At 65.5% G+C, this 17,076-nt stretch carries 15 protein-coding genes; 10 read left to right on the top strand and 5 right to left on the bottom strand.

Annotation, left to right across the window (positions count from 1 at the left end):
• The 3 genes from OXH60_06095 to OXH60_06085 form a co-directional block, all read left to right on the top strand.
• Positions 1 to 1,921, top strand: a 1,921-nt coding sequence (locus OXH60_06095) for a glutamate synthase-related protein (GenBank protein MDE0711688.1), incomplete at its 5' end; no start/stop codon positions are given.
• 1 nt (position 1,922) lies between these two features.
• A complete protein-coding gene (locus tag OXH60_06090; protein MDE0711687.1) occupies positions 1,923 to 3,341 on the top strand; it encodes a glutamate synthase subunit beta in 1,419 nt (472 codons plus the stop codon).
• A 60-nt stretch (positions 3,342 to 3,401) separates the two neighbouring features.
• Complete coding sequence (locus tag OXH60_06085) at positions 3,402 to 4,256, top strand: alpha/beta hydrolase (GenBank protein MDE0711686.1); 855 nt, start codon at positions 3,402 to 3,404, stop codon at positions 4,254 to 4,256.
• A 78-nt stretch (positions 4,257 to 4,334) separates the two neighbouring features.
• On the opposite strand, the gene OXH60_06080 is transcribed toward OXH60_06085, so the two are convergent.
• Positions 4,335 to 4,751, bottom strand: a complete 417-nt coding sequence (locus tag OXH60_06080; GenBank protein MDE0711685.1) for a HEPN domain-containing protein — start codon at positions 4,749 to 4,751, stop codon at positions 4,335 to 4,337.
• A 2-nt stretch (positions 4,752 to 4,753) separates the two neighbouring features.
• Positions 4,754 to 5,317, bottom strand: coding sequence for a nucleotidyltransferase domain-containing protein (locus OXH60_06075; GenBank protein MDE0711684.1), 564 nt, complete (start codon positions 5,315 to 5,317; stop codon positions 4,754 to 4,756).
• A 307-nt stretch (positions 5,318 to 5,624) separates the two neighbouring features.
• Between OXH60_06075 and OXH60_06070 the strand changes: the two genes are divergently transcribed.
• Positions 5,625 to 6,380 carry an SDR family oxidoreductase gene (locus tag OXH60_06070; GenBank protein MDE0711683.1) on the top strand — a complete coding sequence of 252 codons (756 nt, stop codon included), beginning with the start codon at positions 5,625 to 5,627 and terminating at the stop codon, positions 6,378 to 6,380.
• Positions 6,381 to 6,602: 222 nt separating this feature from the next.
• On the opposite strand, the gene OXH60_06065 is transcribed toward OXH60_06070, so the two are convergent.
• The 3 genes from OXH60_06065 to OXH60_06055 are packed head-to-tail and all read right to left on the bottom strand — an operon-like array spanning position 6,603 to position 9,772.
• On the bottom strand, positions 6,603 to 6,803 hold the full coding sequence (locus OXH60_06065) for a hypothetical protein (protein MDE0711682.1): 201 nt from the start codon (positions 6,801 to 6,803) through the stop codon (positions 6,603 to 6,605).
• Positions 6,800 to 8,797 carry a TRAP transporter permease gene (locus tag OXH60_06060; GenBank protein ID MDE0711681.1) on the bottom strand — a complete coding sequence of 666 codons (1,998 nt, stop codon included), beginning with the start codon at positions 8,795 to 8,797 and terminating at the stop codon, positions 6,800 to 6,802. The genes OXH60_06065 and OXH60_06060 overlap by 4 nt, the downstream gene beginning before the upstream one ends.
• A 15-nt stretch (positions 8,798 to 8,812) precedes the next feature.
• A complete protein-coding gene (locus OXH60_06055; protein ID MDE0711680.1) occupies positions 8,813 to 9,772 on the bottom strand; it encodes a TAXI family TRAP transporter solute-binding subunit in 960 nt (319 codons plus the stop codon).
• A 292-nt stretch (positions 9,773 to 10,064) separates the two neighbouring features.
• Between OXH60_06055 and OXH60_06050 the strand changes: the two genes are divergently transcribed.
• Genes OXH60_06050 through OXH60_06025 form a run of 6 tightly spaced genes read left to right on the top strand, consistent with a single transcriptional unit; the run spans position 10,065 to position 16,977 of the window.
• Positions 10,065 to 12,014: an AMP-binding protein gene (locus OXH60_06050; GenBank protein MDE0711679.1), complete on the top strand. Its 1,950-nt coding sequence runs from the start codon at positions 10,065 to 10,067 to the stop codon at positions 12,012 to 12,014.
• Positions 12,011 to 12,808, top strand: coding sequence for an ABC transporter ATP-binding protein (locus OXH60_06045; GenBank protein ID MDE0711678.1), 798 nt, complete (start codon positions 12,011 to 12,013; stop codon positions 12,806 to 12,808). The genes OXH60_06050 and OXH60_06045 overlap by 4 nt, the downstream gene beginning before the upstream one ends.
• Positions 12,809 to 12,821: 13 nt before the next feature.
• Positions 12,822 to 13,712, top strand: coding sequence for a branched-chain amino acid ABC transporter permease (locus OXH60_06040; GenBank protein MDE0711677.1), 891 nt, complete (start codon positions 12,822 to 12,824; stop codon positions 13,710 to 13,712).
• 10 nt (positions 13,713 to 13,722) lie between these two features.
• Positions 13,723 to 14,787, top strand: a complete 1,065-nt coding sequence (locus OXH60_06035) for a branched-chain amino acid ABC transporter permease (GenBank protein MDE0711676.1) — start codon at positions 13,723 to 13,725, stop codon at positions 14,785 to 14,787.
• A 22-nt stretch (positions 14,788 to 14,809) separates the two neighbouring features.
• Positions 14,810 to 16,135: an ABC transporter substrate-binding protein gene (locus OXH60_06030; GenBank protein MDE0711675.1), complete on the top strand. Its 1,326-nt coding sequence runs from the start codon at positions 14,810 to 14,812 to the stop codon at positions 16,133 to 16,135.
• Entirely contained in the window at positions 16,135 to 16,977 is an 843-nt protein-coding gene (locus OXH60_06025) for an ABC transporter ATP-binding protein (GenBank protein ID MDE0711674.1), read from the top strand. Before OXH60_06030 ends, OXH60_06025 begins: the two co-directional genes overlap by 1 nt.
• Positions 16,978 to 17,076: the final 99 nt, after the last annotated feature.

The raw sequence follows: 17,076 nt of genomic DNA, 5'->3' as shown, positions 1-17,076 counted from the left end.
GCTGGCCATCGCCATGAACCGCATCGGCGGCAAGTCCAACACCGGCGAGGGCGGGGAGGAAGTCGACCGGTTCGTGGTCCGGCCCGACGGTGACTCGATGCGCTCGGCGATCAAGCAGGTCGCGTCAGGGCGGTTCGGGGTGACCACCGAGTACTTGGTCAACTCCGACGACATTCAGATCAAGATCGCCCAGGGCGCGAAGCCGGGTGAAGGCGGTCAGCTTCCGGGCCACAAGGTCGATGCCGTGATCGCCAAGGTGCGGCATTCGACGCCCGGCGTGGGGCTGATCTCGCCGCCACCGCACCACGACATCTACTCGATCGAGGATCTCGCGCAGCTGATTTTCGATCTCAAGAACGTCAATCCGGGTGCGCGGATCAGCGTGAAGCTGGTGGCCGAGGTGGGTGTTGGGACCGTGGCCGCCGGCGTGTCCAAGGCCCGGGCCGATCACGTGACGATCGCCGGGTACGACGGCGGCACCGGCGCCAGTCCCCTCACGTCCATCAAGCATGCCGGGTCCCCTTGGGAGATCGGCCTTGCGGAAACCCAGCAGACGCTGGTCCTCAACGGCCTGCGCGGCCGCATCGCGGTGCAGGTAGACGGCGGCCTGAAGACCGGACGCGACGTCGTGATCGGCGCCATCTTGGGCGCCGACGAGTTCGGCTTCTCGACGGCTCCGCTCATCGCCGCCGGCTGCGTGATGATGCGGAAATGCCACCTGAACACCTGCCCCGTGGGGATCGCGACCCAGAACCCGACCCTGCGCCGCCGCTTCACCGGCACGCCCGAGCACGTGATTCGGTATTTCTGGTTTGTGGCCGAAGAGGTCCGCCAGATCATGGCCCAGCTCGGAATTCGACGGTTCCACGACCTGATTGGCCGCACCGACCTTCTCGATACGGCGCGCGCGCTCGATCACTGGAAGGCGAACGGTTTCGATTTCACGCGGCTCTTCCACCGCCCCGACGTGGGGCCCGAAATCGCGCGCTGGAACTCGGAGACCCAGGACCATCCGATCGACGACATCCTCGATCGCCGTCTCCTCGAGGCCGCCGCCGACACCATTGAGCATGGGACCCCGGCCGAACTCGAGTTTCCCATTCGGAACACGGACCGTACGACCGGCGCCATGCTGTCAGGCAGGATTGCCGCCAGGCACGGCCATGCGGGCATGCGGGAGAACACGCTCTCGGTCCGCTTCCGCGGCACCGCCGGGCAGAGCTTCGGCGCCTTTCTCGCGCGCGGGGTGGCGTTCGAGTTGCAGGGCGACACCAACGACTACACCGGCAAGGGGCTCTCCGGCGGCCGGCTTGCGATCTATCCCGCCCCGGACAGCGGCGTCGTGCCGGAGGAGAGCATCGTGGTCGGAAACACGGTGCTCTACGGTGCGATTTCTGGCGAGTGCTATTTCCGCGGTATTGCCGGGGAGCGGTTCGCGGTCCGCAACTCCGGCGCCGTAGCCGTCGTCGAGGGCGTAGGGGACCACGGCTGCGAGTACATGACCGGCGGCGTGATCGTTTGCCTTGGAGCGACGGGATGGAATTTCGCCGCAGGGATGTCGGGCGGCCTCGCCTACGTGCTTGATGAAGACGGGAGGTTTGCCGACAGGTGCAATCAGAGCATGGTGGAGTTGGGGCCGGTGCCGCGTGATTCCGGGACGGTTCTCGCGGACGGGAACGGTCTTGAGCTGGAACCCGTGCTGGCCGACATGCTGGCTGACGACGAGCGTCGCCTGTACACGCTGATCGCACGCCATCGACACTTCACCAACAGCGCACGCGCGGCGCACCTGCTTGCGAACTGGGATGACGTGATCGGCAAGTTCGTCAAGGTGCTTCCGGTCGACTTCCGGGCGGCTCTGACCCAGGCCAGGGCGGCAGACCAGGCCGCTGCCGGGACGCAACCCGCGGAACGGCTCTGACATGGGAAAGGTTACCGGCTTCCTAGAGTTCGAACGGCGCGAACGGGCCTATCGGCCGGTCACCGAGCGGATCGGACACTTCCGCGAATTCGTGGAGCCGCTCGTGGATTCGGAGCTGCAAGTCCAGGGTGGCCGGTGCATGGACTGTGGGATCCCTTACTGCCACCAGGGATGTCCGGTCAACAACATTATCCCGGACTGGAACGATCTCGTGTACCGGGGCGACTGGAAGCAGGCGGCAGACGTGCTGCACTCGACCAACAACTTCCCCGAGTTCACGGGGCGAATCTGCCCGGCGCCATGTGAGGAATCGTGCACGCTGAACATTCAGGACGTGCCGGTCACCATCAAGACGATCGAATGCGCGATCGCGGACCGGGCCTGGGAAGAGGGCTGGATCGAACCCCAGCCAGCCATCGTTCGGACCGGGCGGACTGTGGCGGTCGTGGGTTCGGGCCCGGCCGGGCTGGCTGCCGCGCAGCAGCTTGCCAGAGCAGGCCACGCGGTGACCGTCTTCGAAAAGAACGAGCGGCCGGGCGGGCTACTCCGTTACGGCATTCCCGACTTCAAGATGGAAAAGTCGCATATCGACCGTCGGATCGAGCAGATGGAAGCGGAGGGCGTGGAGTTCCGCTGCGGTGTTCATGTGGGACACGACGAGACAGCCTCGGTCCTCGCCGCGACCTTCGACGCAGTCCTGCTGGCGGGCGGCGCTGAACACCCGCGCGACCTGGAAGTCCCGGGCCGCGACCTCGACGGTGTGCATTTCGCGATGGACTTCCTGACGCAGCAGAACCGCCGGATCGGCAGCGACCCGCGCAACTGGCAACGAGACATCCTGGCCGCCGGGCGCCGCGTCATCGTCATCGGTGGCGGGGATACCGGGTCGGACTGCATCGGCACCTCGTTCCGCCAGGGGGCGGCATCGGTGACGCAGCTCGAAATCCTCCCGATGCCGCCGGAGCATCCTGACAAGGGTGCAACGTGGCCGCATTGGCCGCTGCGGCTGCGCACGTCGTCGTCGCAGGCCGAAGGGGCGGAGCGAGACTGGTCGGTCCAGACGCGCGCGCTGGCCGGTGCTGACGGTCGGGTTCGCGGTCTGCAATGCGTGCGGGTGGACGAGCGCTTTCAGCCGGTGGCCGGGACCGAGTTCGAACTCGAGGCCGACCTCGTACTGCTGGCCATGGGCTTTCTCGGCCCGGTGCAAAAGGGCATGCTGGATGAGCTGGACGTCGACCTCGACGCACGCGGCAACGTCAAGGCTGACACCGAGAGCTACCAGAGTTCGATCGGCAACGTGTTCGCGGCAGGCGACATGCGTCGCGGGCAATCTCTGGTGGTCTGGGCCATTCGCGAGGGACGGCAGGCGGCCCGGTCGATCGACCAGTTCCTGATCGGGCGCACTGACCTGCCGAGGTAACGCCAGCCCGAAGCTTCCCGCTCGGCGGCCCGTTCTGCACCGCCCTCAGGATCCGCCGGCATGAACGGCAGCAATGTTAGTTTCGCTCGTCGAACGGTGCTGCCGCTGGTCGGCACCGGTTTTGCCGTATTCGTTGGGGTGTGCGCGGTGCTCTATCTGCTGCAGGAGCGGCTGATTTTCTTGCGGGCGCCGCTGCTGGAGGGCGATCGCCGGGCCGTGGCGCTCCTGTCGGACACCGAAGAGATAGAGATCGAGGCGGAGGACGGTACCCGGCTTCACGGCTGGCTCCGGCACACGACGGGCGATGCGCAGCCTCGCGGCCTGGTGCTCTATTTCGGCGGAAACGCGGAGGAGGTGTCTGGGCAGTTCCACGATGCCGAAGCGCTCGCGCCGTGGTCGTTCGCCGCCATCAACTACCGCGGGTACGGGCTCAGCGAAGGACGCCCGAGCGAGGTGTCGCTGACGGCCGATGCCCGGGTCATCTTCGACTGGTTGGCAAAGCTGGACGGTGTCGATCCGAACCGGATCGTGGTGTTCGGACGCAGCCTCGGCACCGGGGTCGCGGTGCAGCTCGCTGCCGACCGTCCGGTGCAAGCTGCTGTCCTGGTCTCCCCGTTCGACAGTCTCCGCAGCATCGCGCAAAGCCACTACCCGTTTGTGCCGGTGTCCCTGCTCCTCAAACACCCGTTCGATTCGCTGGCCCGCGCACCCGCCATCCCGACGCCCGCGCTGGTGCTGGTGGGCGCCGACGACCGACTGGTCCCGCCCCGGTTGTCGCAGCGCCTGTACGACGCCTGGGGCGGCCCGAAGCAATGGATCAGCGTCCCCGACGCGGACCACAACGACCTCCACGTTCAGCCTGGCTACTGGCCCGCAATTCACGCATTCCTGAACGCCCATTCGTCCGGGCGTTGACCTGTCGTCCGTTTGATGGGGATCGGGCGCCGCCGTGAAGGTCGGTGCTCCCGGTCGGAGGTCCGGTACGAGCCGGTATCAGTCCGGCGTGCCGAACACCGAGGCAACGGTGTCGACGACGAAGCGCGCACCGGCGAGCGCCCGGCAGGCGTCCTGTTTCCCGTAGAACTCGGAGGGGACGAGGTCCTCCGCGCCGTAGAATGCGAGTTCTCGGTCGCGGCGCAGGTCGCGGGAAATCGCGGCCATCCTGTCGACGTGCGCATGGACGGATTCGGGTAGACGTTGGCGTTCGCTGGCCAATATGGCCGAGACATCGTGAAGGCGCGGCGGTTCGATGCCGGAACTACGCAGCAGCCCCTTCAACGCGAGCTCAACCGCTTCCTGCGATTCGCGTACGACATCGGCCCAGCTACCGGCACCGTGCAGTACCTCAATTGCCTGAACGCGAACGACGGCACGCCGAACATAATCCGCTGCAAGTCCCCGGTTACGCATCGTCAAGCGACCTCCGTCCAATACCCTTGTCCGTGCACGGTTCGTCGGCGGAGCCGCCCTGCCGCCAGCACGCGTCTCACTGCCGCCAGGTGTGCGGAAAGGCGGAGTTCACGTTCGATCAGCACCATGCCGTCGATCGCCACCTCGGCCCACAGCGCGGACGGTGGCCGTCGGCCGGTCGGCAATCGGGTGAAATGCGGGTCGACGGGCCGTCCTTCCCACCTGACCGGCTTTTCATCCCACTTCCGGTACAAGGTGCGGGCGATCGGGACGTTCTCGTCGGCCACGACCAGCACATCGACATCCGAGGCGTCGGTGGGTTCGCCGCGGGCCCAGGATCCAAAGACTGCCATTCCAATCAGCGCACCCCCGATCACGTCGTTCGCGCGCTGAAGCGCTGCAGAGGCCGCCGGGAAGTCGAGGAGCATGCCCATGGGGTGGGCGAGGCGCCGCGCGCAAAAAGCGTTGAGCGAGAGCCCGTGTGCGGCCGCTGCCTGCCGCAGGGCGGCATGCAGAGATGGATCAATACGGAGCAGGAACCGTCCTGAGCATGCATCGTGGGCCATGACAGTCTCGTATGATATCACCTGACCTGAGGGATGATACTACCAGTTCGACTGGACCATGTCAGGGCTGCGGTTACAAATCTGCCGGGCGGGCGTTCAATCCCGTGAACGGACGCTGTCACAGCGAATGTCGCGGGGCGATCCCGTCGGGAGCCAACAGCACCGGACTCGTGCGGTTACGGCTCCTATAGTGCGCGGTCGAACCGCCCGCTGAGGCAGGAGCCAGCCCTGACCGCTCGGGACGCGACCACGTCGGCGCGGGCACGAATCCGGGGCGGCGAGGCCGACACGATCGAAAGGAACCGCCATGGCAACGAAGGAATTTGAGGGACGTACGGCGCTCGTCACGGGCGGGTCCCGCGGGATCGGCCGAGCGACTTGCGTGCGGCTGGCACAGGAAGGCGCACGGGTCGCCATCAACTATGTCGGCCGGGAGGATGCCGCAGCGGAGACCCGTCGGTTGGTGGAAGCGGAGGGGGTGGCGGCGATGACCGTCCAGGCTGACGTGTCAGACCCGGCGCAGGTCGAGGCCATGGTGAGGTCTGTGGAAGCAGACCTCGGGCCGGTCGATCTCCTGGTCGCCAACGCCGGGATCGCCGATTCGGTTCCGCATACCAAGCTCACGTACGACATCTGGAAGCGGACCATGGCCGTCAACGTGGACGGCGTGTTTCTGTCCGTCATGGCGGTCAAGGACGGCATGCTGGAGCGCGGATACGGGCGGATTGTGTGCATCGCGTCGATCGCCGGGCTATTTAGTCGACCGATGATGATTGACTACGCGGTATCCAAGGCGGCAGTCGTCGGTATCGTCCGCAATTTCTCGGGCGCCCTGGCGCCCGCGGTGCGGATCAACGCGGTGGCGCCGGGTCTCACGGACACGGACATGGTGGCGGGTTCAGATCCTGTCTGGCGGCAATCGGTGATCGACAATACCCCGATGCAGCGCATGGGCACGGCCGACGAAATTGCACAGATGATCTTGTTCCAGTTGTCCGACCGGTCGAGTTTCTCCACCGGGCAGACGATGGTCGCGAGCGGGGGGCGCATCACCCTGCCGTAGCGCTGCGGCAGGGAGGCCGATCCGCACCGGGGTGTGTCAGCCGATCGCAGGACCCTGCCGCACGGCCTGCTGCGGGGCGGTCGGGTCTGTGGATGTCGGCTGGTGGCAGGACCGCCTGGTCTTCCAGCTGGTTGGTGCTGGTCGGGGCGTGCCGAAGACCGTGTCGGGCAGGGTGTGCGTGCTCGTCGTACGAAGGGCGTTCTCTGCCCGGCCGGATCCCGGTCAGGTGTCAAAGGGCTCGCGCGTGACGCGTTCTCCCTTGCGATAAGTCGCCAGGATGATGACCACCGTCACTACGGCCAGCCCGAGCAGCACGCAGATGAACACGATGAATTCTCGAACGTGGATCTTCGCGTAACCCAGGTAGGCGAGGACCGCGAGGATTCCCGCCCAGAGCAGCCAGTACAGCAGGGCGCGCCTCATGGCGATGGTGCCGAGCGCAGGAGCCCGCGCCTCCTCCCCAGGGCCACGAGGACCAGAACCGTTCCCCCGATTGCCACCAGCCACCACGCCGGCAGGCCTGCGATCACCGCCTGTGGCGGCAGGAAGAGCAGTCCGCCGGTGACGACCAACACGATTCGCAGCGCGGGCGGGAGCGGCCCGCGGTACCATCCTTCCAGCGCCAGGGACAGGGACCAGACTCCGGCCAGCGCAAGCGGCAGGGATATTGCGGTCATCCAGACCGGTCCTTCCAGAAGCAGCGACGGGTTGTACACGAATGCGAACGGCACCAGGTACTTGGCGATTCCGATACGGGCGGATTCGACCGCGGTCGCCATCGGCGGTGCGCCGGCGACCGCGGCTGCAGCGAAGGAGGCCAGCGCCACGGGTGGTGTAATGGAGGATACGACGCCGAAGTAAAGGGCGAAGAAGTGCGCGGCGATGGGCACGACGCCGATTTCGATGAGGGCGGGAACAACCAGGGCGGCGACGGTGATGTAGACCGCCGTGGTGGTCATGCCCATGCCGAGGATGATCGCGCCGACAGCGGTGAGGAACAGGAGAATCGGCAGGCTCCCCCCGGCCAGGTCGATCACGGAATAGGTGAACTTCAGGCCCAGTCCCGACGTGAAGATCGAACCGATGATGATTCCGGCGCAGGCACACGCGATGGTCACCGGCACGGTGTTCCGCACGCCGGTTTCCAGGGCCGCGAACAGGTCCACGGCTGTCATGGCCGTGTCACGCCGGAGAAAGCTCAGGCCGACCAGCGCGATGATCGACCAGAACGCCGCAAGCATCGGCGTGTAGCCAGCGAACAGGAGGCCAAGGAGGACACCCAGGGCCAGCAGCAGGTGCCATCCCCGGGCGAGGACCTCACGGAACTTCGGCAGCTGGTCGCGATCGATGCGACCAATCCCGTGCTGCTCGGCCTCCAGATGCACCATGAAATACACGGTTGTGAAGTAGAGAACCGTCGGAATGATCGCGGCGACGATGACCCAGAGGTAGCTGATGTGCAGGAACTCGGCGACTAGGAACGCAGCTGCGCCCATGATCGGTGGTGTGATCTGGCCGCCGGACGACGCGCAGGCCTCCACCGCCCCGGCAAACCGGGGTCGGTAGCCGATCTGCTTCATGAGGGGGATCGTGAACGGCCCGGTCGTCACGACGTTGGCAACGGCGGATCCGGAGACCGTCCCCAGGCAGCTGCTCGCCACCACGGACGCCTTGGCGGGGCCGCCGATTCGGTGGCCGGTCAACGACACCGCGAAATCGATGAAGAACCGGCCCGCGCCCGAGCGCAGCAGGATCGCGCCAAAGAGGATGAACAGGAGGATGTACGTGGACGCCACGTAGATGGGGATCCCGAAGATCCCCTCGGTGCGCATGAAGACGAAGTCGACGAACTTTCGGAACGAGGTCGGTGGCCCGTACAGGAAGCCGGGAAAGTGGGGCGTGTACAGGGCGTGTGCCACGAAGAAGCCTGCTACCGCCACCATGGCCAACCCGACCATCCGGCGGGTCGCTTCGAGCACCAGGATGACCATCAGCGTGCCCACGGCCATGTCGGTGTCGGTGATGTCCCCCTGACGCATGAGGAACGCCTCGAGATCGAACAGGGTGTAGACCTGCACGAAGATGCCGAGAGCGGCGAGGGAGAGATCGGCGGCGAACCCCATCATCCGGCGCGTGTTGCCCGGATCGCCCGGCACCACGACCGGATCAAGCGGCGAGGCGCGGCCGAGCGGCCGCAGGAGGAACGCGAGCACCAGCATGACCACCAGGTGGGTGGAGCGGAAGGCTCGCGATTCCGGAGTTCCGAACAGCGCGCAAAAAAGGTGGAACAACGCCAGCGCGATGCTGAGCGCTGCCACCGTGCAGGCGACCGTCCGGGCAAGGTTGGCGCCCGGGTGTCGGAGCGCCTGTTCAAGAAGTGACAGGTTGTCGGGGCCGGAGCGTTCCCGTCCGCTCATGGTGTGCCGGCCCTGCTAGGGGAGCAGGCCGTGTTCCGTGTAGTAGCGTTCCGCCCCGGGATGGAGCGGGATGATCGCTGCCTGCAGGGCATCTTCCCGCCTGGCGTTTTTCCAGGTCGGACTCACGGCAGCGAGATCCGCATGACGTTCCCACAGCAGGCGGGTCACGCCGTAGACCACCTCTTCGGGAACATCCTTGTTGACGATGAGGACGGTCGTGGCCCCTACGGTCGGCACGTCGCCGGACTGGTCCTCATATGCCTCCTGCGGGATCACGCTGTCGACGTATCCGGGATTCTCGGCGAGAAAACGCGTACGAACGTCATCCTCGACTGGCAGGAACCGGATTCCCACGCTGAAATTGAGATCGATGAAGGACGCCTGCGGGACGCTGGTGAGGCCGGAGAAGGCGTCGATGTGCCCGTCGCGCATCAGCGCCACGGAATCGCTGTACGACACGTGGTGCACCGTGCCGCCGTTGGCGCGAACGTCGTCAACTCCGAACCCGTAATAGGAAAGGAGCAGCTGCACGGCCTCGAAACCGGACCAGCGGGCCTTGCCGGGGCTGATATTGCGATCCTGTAGATCGAAGTAGGACACAATGTCGGAGTCGGCCGGCACCGCGGTTTGCAGGGCGGCGGGATACAGCGTCGCGACGAACCGGAGGTTGGGGTGCTCCTTGCCGGAGCGGTCAACGCCGGAGAAGGCGCGGTAGACGGTGTGCCCGTAACTGAAGCCGATCTCGGCGTCGCCGCGGTTGATGTCCTGCACGTTGGCCCCGCCGCCGCCAGGGGCATTGGACGTCACCACTTGGTCAAGGCCGGTACCGACGATTTCCATGAGCTTGGCGCCGAGGGGGTACCAGTTCCCGCCAGCCGGCCCCGAGACCATGCGAAGAAACGTGTCGGCCGCCCAGGCTGGGCCGGTTGCGACGGCCACGCCCACCAGTAGGAGGGCGGCGAAGAAGCGGGTCATGGAAGCGGGACCCTCCGGTTCAGGGCAGCGATGCTCGCGCAGACCGCACGCAAGTGCAAGCTACAGTGTTTTCGCCCGCATGACGGGCTCTATCCGTGGAAAACCAAGGGCCTGTGTGGTAGACACATACGCTGGCTGTGGCATCGCCATCTGGGCTGATTCCGGGCCGGCCCCCACCGAGCCCAAGCATTCCGCCACGGGTCCGGGCCACAACTTCGCGGGCCAACGAGAATCGTGTTCCTGCAGTGCCATCGCCACTGCAGGCCTCTCCCCCTCGCACGACGCAGAGACTATGGCTGGAAAACCCGCTGCAAACACATTCCCGAGGCTTCTGCGGGCGAACGCCGAACACCTGGGTGATCGGCCCGCCTACCGCGAGAAGGAATTCGGGATCTGGCAGACATGGACGTGGTCCGAGGTTGCCGAGGAGGTGCGGCACCTGGCGCTCGGGCTCCGCTCTCTTGGCCTCGATCGCGGCGACCGCTTTGCGATCATCGGGGACAACCGGCCGCACCTCTACTGGTCGTTCACTGCCGGTCAGACCATCGGTGCCATACCCGTTCCGTGTTACCAGGATTCGGTCGCCGAAGAGATTGCCTATGTTTGCGAACATGCCGGCGTGCGGATTGCCGTGGTCGAGGATCAGGAGCAGGTCGACAAGCTCATTGAGGTCCGTGACCGCCTCCCCGAATTGCGGGCGATCGTCTACACCGACCCGCGTGGTCTTGAGCGGTACGACGAGGTCGAAGGACTGGTTAACCTAGCTGCCGTCGCCGAGGCCGGGAAGGGTCTGCATGGCCGGGACCCCGAAGACTACGAGCGGGAAGTCGCCCGCGGCCGCCCCACGGATATCGCGGCCATCCTCTACACGTCCGGCACCACCGGCCGACCCAAAGGGGTGCTGCTCACGCACGCCAACCTGATCGAGCCGGCCCGGCGCGCGGTCAAGTTCGACAGCTTGACCCACAGCGACGAGGTGCTGGCCTACCTGCCAATGGCATGGGTGGGTGATTTCGTGTTTTCGATCGCGCAGTGCCATATCGCCGGGTTCTGCGTGAACTGCCCCGAGTCGCCGGAGACCGTGCTGACCGATCTGCGCGAAATCGGCCCGACCTACTACTTCGCCCCACCGCGCATCTTCGAGAACATGCTGACTTCCCTCATGGTCCGCATGGAGAATGCCGCCCTGGTCAAGCGTCGCCTGTTTTCCTACTTCCTGGGCGTGGCCCGGCGCGTTGGCTGCGACATTCTTGACGGGAACCGGGTCAACCCGCTGCAGAGACTGCAGTATGCGGTGGGCGATCTGCTGATCTACGCACCGCTCCGCGACGTACTCGGATTGGGCCGCATCCGCGTGGCCTACACCGCCGGCGAGGCGATCGGGCCTGATGTGTTCCGTTTCTTCCGGTCGCTGGGGATCAACCTCAAGCAGCTGTACGGCCAGACCGAAGCCTCGGTCTACGTGACGATTCAGGCCGATGCGGAAGCGCGGGCCGACACGGTCGGCGCCACGTTCCCCGGGGTCGAGGTCCGAATCCAGGACCAGGAGGTTCAGTTCCGCGGCGATGGCGTGTTCCAGGGTTACTACCGGGACGACGATGCGACGGCGAAGTCAATGACCGAGGACGGCTTCGTGCGAACCGGGGATGCGGGGTACTTCGACGAAGCCGGGCACCTGCGGATCGTCGACCGGGCCAAGGACGTGGGAGCGCTCACCGACGGTACGCTGTTCGCACCCAAGTTCATCGAGAACAAGCTCAAGTTCCACCCGTGGATCCGCGAGGCGGTGGCCTTCGGGCACGAGCGCGACATGGCCTGCTGCATGATCAACATCGACCTTGAGGCGGTGGGCGACTGGGCTGAGCGCCGCGGTATCGCGTACTCGGGATACACCGATCTTGCACGGCAAAAGGAGGTGTATGAGCTGGTGCGCGGTGCGATCCGCGAGGTAAACGCCGACCTCGGCGCGGATCCGGCGCTGCGCGGCTCCCAGATTCGACGCTTTCTCGTCCTCCACAAGGAACTCGACGCCGACGACGGCGAACTCACCCGAACCCGAAAGGTCCGTCGGACCGTGATCGGTCAAAACTATGGCGAGCTCGTGGAAGCCTTGTACGCGGGTCGGGACTCTTGCCGCGTAGCGGCCGAGGTCACCTTCGAGGACGGCCGGCGGGGGACGATTGAGGCCGACGTGCAGATCTGGGACGTGGATGAAGCCGCTCCCGTGGCGGCGGCGGCATGAAACGCGAGATCGGCAGCGGCCCTCCGGTCACTGCGCTCGAGAACATTCACCTTTCCTTCGGCGGCCTGCGGGCACTGCAGGATGTGAGCGTGGCGGTCCAGCCGCGCGAACGGCTCGCAATTATCGGGCCGAACGGCGCCGGCAAGAGCTCGCTATTCAACATCATCAGCGGCATCTACACCGCTTCTTCCGGTGTCGTTCGCCACAAGGGCGAGGAACGGCCACCACGCATGAAACCGTATGAGGTCGCCCGTCTCGGTATTGCGAGGACCTTCCAGAACATCGCGCTGTTCCCGGGCATGTCGGCGCTCGACAACATCATGACGGGGCGCAACAGCCTGATGCGCCGCGGCATCCTCAGCGAGGCCTTGCAGCTGGGGTGGGCGCGCCGACAGGAAATCGAGCATCGGCGCCGGGCCGAGGAAATCATCGACTTCCTGGAGATTCCCTCGGTCCGGAGAACTCCCGTCGGCGAGCTCCCCTACGGGATGCAGAAGCGGGTGGAGCTCGGCCGGGCCTTGGCGGCGGAACCGGAGCTCCTGCTGCTCGATGAACCGATGGCCGGCATGAACCTCGAAGAGAAGGAGGACATGTGCCGGTTCATCCTGGACGTCAACGAGATTCATGGCACGACCCTGATCCTCGTCGAGCACGACATGGGCGTCGTGATGGATATTTCCGACCGGGTGGCCGTGTTCGACTACGGCCGCAAGATTGCCGACGCCGCTCCCGACGACGTGCGCCGTGACCAGACGGTGATTGACGCGTACCTCGGAACTGCGCACGAGCACTGAGACCGGACGCGTGATGGACGAGCTTTACTTCTTCCTCGAGGTGCTGATTGGCGGCCTGCTGTCGGGCACGCTGTACTCGCTTGTCGCCCTCGGTTTCGTGCTGATCTACAAGGCATCAGGCATCTTCAACTTTGCCCAAGGCACCATGGTGCTGTTTGCGGCGCTGACCTTCGTGGGCGTGCTGGAGCTGGGTGCGCCGATGCTGCTGGCAGCCGTGATCACGCTGGCCGTGATGGTGGTGCTCGCCTTCGCCGTGGAACGTTTTGTGTTCCGACACATGGTGAACCAACCCCAGGTCATCCTGTTCATGGCGACCATCGGGCTGGCCTACTTCCTGGAGGGCCTTGGCCAGACCGTCTGGGGTACGGAAGTGCACGTCCTCGATCTCGGAATTCCCGATCGGGGTTTGTGGCTGGGGCCCATTCTGGTCAGCCACTTCGATTTGGTCGCCGCCGCCGTCGTGGCCCTCCTCGTGGCCGGGCTGGGCGTGTTCTTCCGCACCACCACGATGGGGCGGGCGCTTCGCGGCGTGGCGGATGACCATCAGGCGGCCCTGTCGATCGGCATCCCCCTGCATCACGTTTGGGTCGCAGTCTGGTCCGTGGCGGGGTTCGTGGCCCTCGTGGCCGGCCTCGTGTGGGGCTCCAAGCTCGGCGTGCAGTTCTCCATCTCACTGGTGGCGCTCAAGGCGATCCCGGTGATGATCATCGGCGGCTTCACCTCGATCCCGGGCGCAATCGTGGGCGGCCTGATCGTGGGGGCCAGCGAGAAGCTGGCCGAGGTGTACTTGGGCCCGTTCGTGGGTGGCGGGCTGGAAAACTGGTTCCCGTACATGCTGGCGATGCTCGTGCTGATGGTGCGGCCCGAGGGCCTCTTCGGCGAAAAGATCATCGAACGCGTGTGAGGATCTGAACGTGTTTTACCGCGAGACCGGCCAGTACAAGACGACCTACGCCGCTGATCGCGCCATCTTCCCGATCCGCCAGGACCGGATCGGGATTGCCATTCTCCTGGTGGTGGCGTTCGTGGTGATTCCACTCTTCGCCAACGAGTACTGGCTGCGTTCCGTGCTGACGCCTGTCCTGGTGTTTTCGCTGGCCGCGATCGGCTTGAACATCCTGACCGGATATACCGGGCAGCTGTCGCTGGGAACCGCGGCGTTCATGGCCGTGGGCGCCTTTGCAGCGTACAACCTCGAGGTACGCGTGCCGGAGGTGCCGTTCCTGGTGTCCTTCGTCGTAGCGGGGCTGGCCGCGGCCGGGGTCGGAATCCTGTTTGGACTCCCGTCCCTCCGCATCAAGGGGTTTTACCTGGCGGTCGCCACCCTAGCCGCCCAATTCTTCATCGAATGGCTGTTCACGCACGTCGGCTGGTTTACCAACTACTCCACTTCGGGCGTGATCACCGCGCCGCCAATGACCCTGCTCGGCTACAGCTTCGAGAGCGCGGTGTCCCGCTATCTGCTGACTCTCTGCATCGTGGCCGGGATGGCGATCATGGCCAAGAACATGGTTCGCAGCGAACTGGGGCGGGCCTGGATGGCAGTGCGCGACATGGACGTCGCGGCCGAAGCCATCGGAATCAACCTCATGGCAACGAAGCTCACCGCGTTCGCGGTCAGTTCGTTCTATTGCGGCGTGGCGGGTGCGCTCTGGGCGTACGTCTATCTCGGGACCGTCGAGCCGCAGGCATTCGACGTGCTGCGTTCGTTCGAGATTCTGTTCATGGTGATCATCGGCGGGCTCGGCAGCATTCTCGGCTCATTCCTCGGCGCGGCGTTCATCGTGCTGCTCCCAATCTTCATCGCCAACGCGAGCGGCGTGTTCGGTAGCGCGCTTTCCGCGGAAACCATTGCCCATCTTGAGTTCGTCATCTTCGGCGGCCTGATCATCCTGTTCCTTGTCGTCGAGCCTCTCGGCCTGGCGCGGCTGTGGCAAATCGTCAAGGAAAAGCTCAGACTCTGGCCGTTCCCTTACTGATTGAGAAAATCGGGAGTAAGCCATGCACAAGTGCATGTTTGTTGCCTTGGCCGCCTTGGTCTTGGCGGCGCCGGTGCCGGCAGTGGCGCAAGATCAGTCCGGCGACGGCGCCGAGCAGTTCATCCCCATCACCAGTTACCGGACGGGTCCGTATGCGGTCGGTGGAATCCCGTTTCAGGACGGGTTCGTCGATTACCTGAAGATGATCAACGCCCGTGACGGCGGTATCGAGGGGGTGCGGATCGCCTGGGAGGAGTGCGAGACCGCTTACAAGCCGGACCGCTTTGTCGAGTGCTACGAGCGGTTGAAGAATCGGGGCGAGCGCGGCGCGTCAGTCTTCAACCCGCTGGGCACGCCGCTGACTTACGCGGTCATCGACCGGTTGCCGGCCGACAAGATCCCGCTCATTACTCTCGGATACGGCCGCACCGACGCAAGCGACGGACGGGTATTCCCGTACGTGTTTCCGCTGATGGTGAACTACTGGAGCCAGAACACCGCCAAGATCCGTTACATCGCGAGCCTGGAGGGCGGCTTCGAGAACCTGGACGGGCTGAAGATCGCCAACGTCCACCACGACTCGGCCTACGGCAAGGAGACGGCGCCGGTCCTGGCGAAGCAGGCCGAGCGCTACGGCTTCGAGGTGCAGCATTTCCCGGTCGTGCACCCCGGCATCGACCAGAAGGCCGTCTGGCTGAACGTGCGGCGCTATCGGCCGGACTACGTGATTCTCCGCGGTTGGGGGGTCATGAACCAGACCGCCCTGAAGGAGGCTGCCCGCGTTGGGGTACCCGCCGACAAGATCGTCGGCGTCTGGTGGTCCTGCGCCGAGCAGGACACGGTTCCGGCTGGTGACGCGGCCGTCGGCTACACGTGTTCGACCTTCCACAACAACGGGACCGACTTCCAGTTGATGCAGGACATCATCACGCACGTGCACGATGCCGGCGACGGCACGGGTCCTCGCGAGGCGGTCGGCACCGGCTTCTACAACCGCGGGGTCATCAATGCCTTCGTGACCGTTGAGGCCATTCGCACGGCGATGGGCGAGTTCGGTGCCCGGGCGCTCAGCGGTGAGGAGGTACGCTGGGGGATCGAGAACATGGACCTCACCGACGCCGACATAGCGGCCGCCGGCGCCACCAACCTGGTGCCGCCGATCAGCGTGAGCTGCGCCGACCACGAGGGTGGCGGCAAGGTCCTGTTCGTGCGATGGACGGGTGAGTCCTTCGAAACGGCGTCCGACTGGCTGGAGCCCGATCGTGACCTGGTGCGCGGGATGATCGAGGAGTCGGCCGCGAAGTACGCCGCCGAGAAGGGCATCACGCCGCGGACCTGCGAGTCCTGATGACCGACGCCGCGACAGCGACGGGCCCGGATGACGCGTCCGGCCCGCTGCTGTCGGCCAACAACATCGAGGTCGTCTACAACCGGGTGATCCTCGTGCTCAAGGGTGTGTCCCTGAGCGTGCCCCGCGGCGGGATCACGGCACTGCTCGGCGCCAACGGCGCCGGCAAGACCACGACGCTGAAGGCCATCTCCCACATCCTGAAGGGGGAGAGGGGTGAGGTCACCCGGGGCAGCATCGTGTACGACGGCACGGAGACGGACTCGCTCACCCCGTCCGATCTCGTGCGGAAAGGCCTCGTGCAGGTCATGGAAGGCCGCCACTGCTTCGAGCACCTGACGGTCGAGGAGAACCTCCTGTTGGGGGCGTACACCCGCAGCGAAAGTCGGGCGGAACGACGGGAGCAGTTGGACAAGACCTACGCCTATTTTCCGCGGCTCCGAGACCGCCGGCACACGCAAGCGGGCTACATCTCGGGCGGCGAGCAGCAGATGACTGCGATCGGCCGGGCGCTCATGGCGCGCCCGCGGATGATCCTGCTCGACGAACCGTCCATGGGGTTGGCGCCGCAGTTACTGGCCGAGATCTTCGGCATCGTCGACCGTCTCAACCGGGAGGAGAAGGTGAGCTTTCTCCTTGCCGAGCAGAATACCCATGCCGCGCTCAAGCATTCGGACTACGGTTACATCCTCGAGAACGGCCGGGTCGTCATGGAAGGCGCGTCCGAGGAGCTCACCGAGAACTCCGATGTGAAAGAGTTTTACCTGGGCCTTGGCGAGTCGGGCCGGCGAGGGTTCCGGGACGCCAAGCACTATCGCCGCCGGAAGCGCTGGCTGTCATAGACGATTGCCGGCGGGTCGAGAAAGCGGTAACGCCGGAGCTAGGACCGCAAGCGGGCCCACTGAGGCTATATTCTGGTGCGAGGCCGAGTCGTCTTGGAA

Source organism: Rhodospirillales bacterium, assembly GCA_028824295.1.
Classification (GTDB): Bacteria; Pseudomonadota; Alphaproteobacteria; order TMED109; family TMED109; genus VXPW01.
The sequence above is the reverse complement of the archived record's forward strand: the minus strand, read 5'-3'. Positions and strand labels throughout refer to the sequence as shown.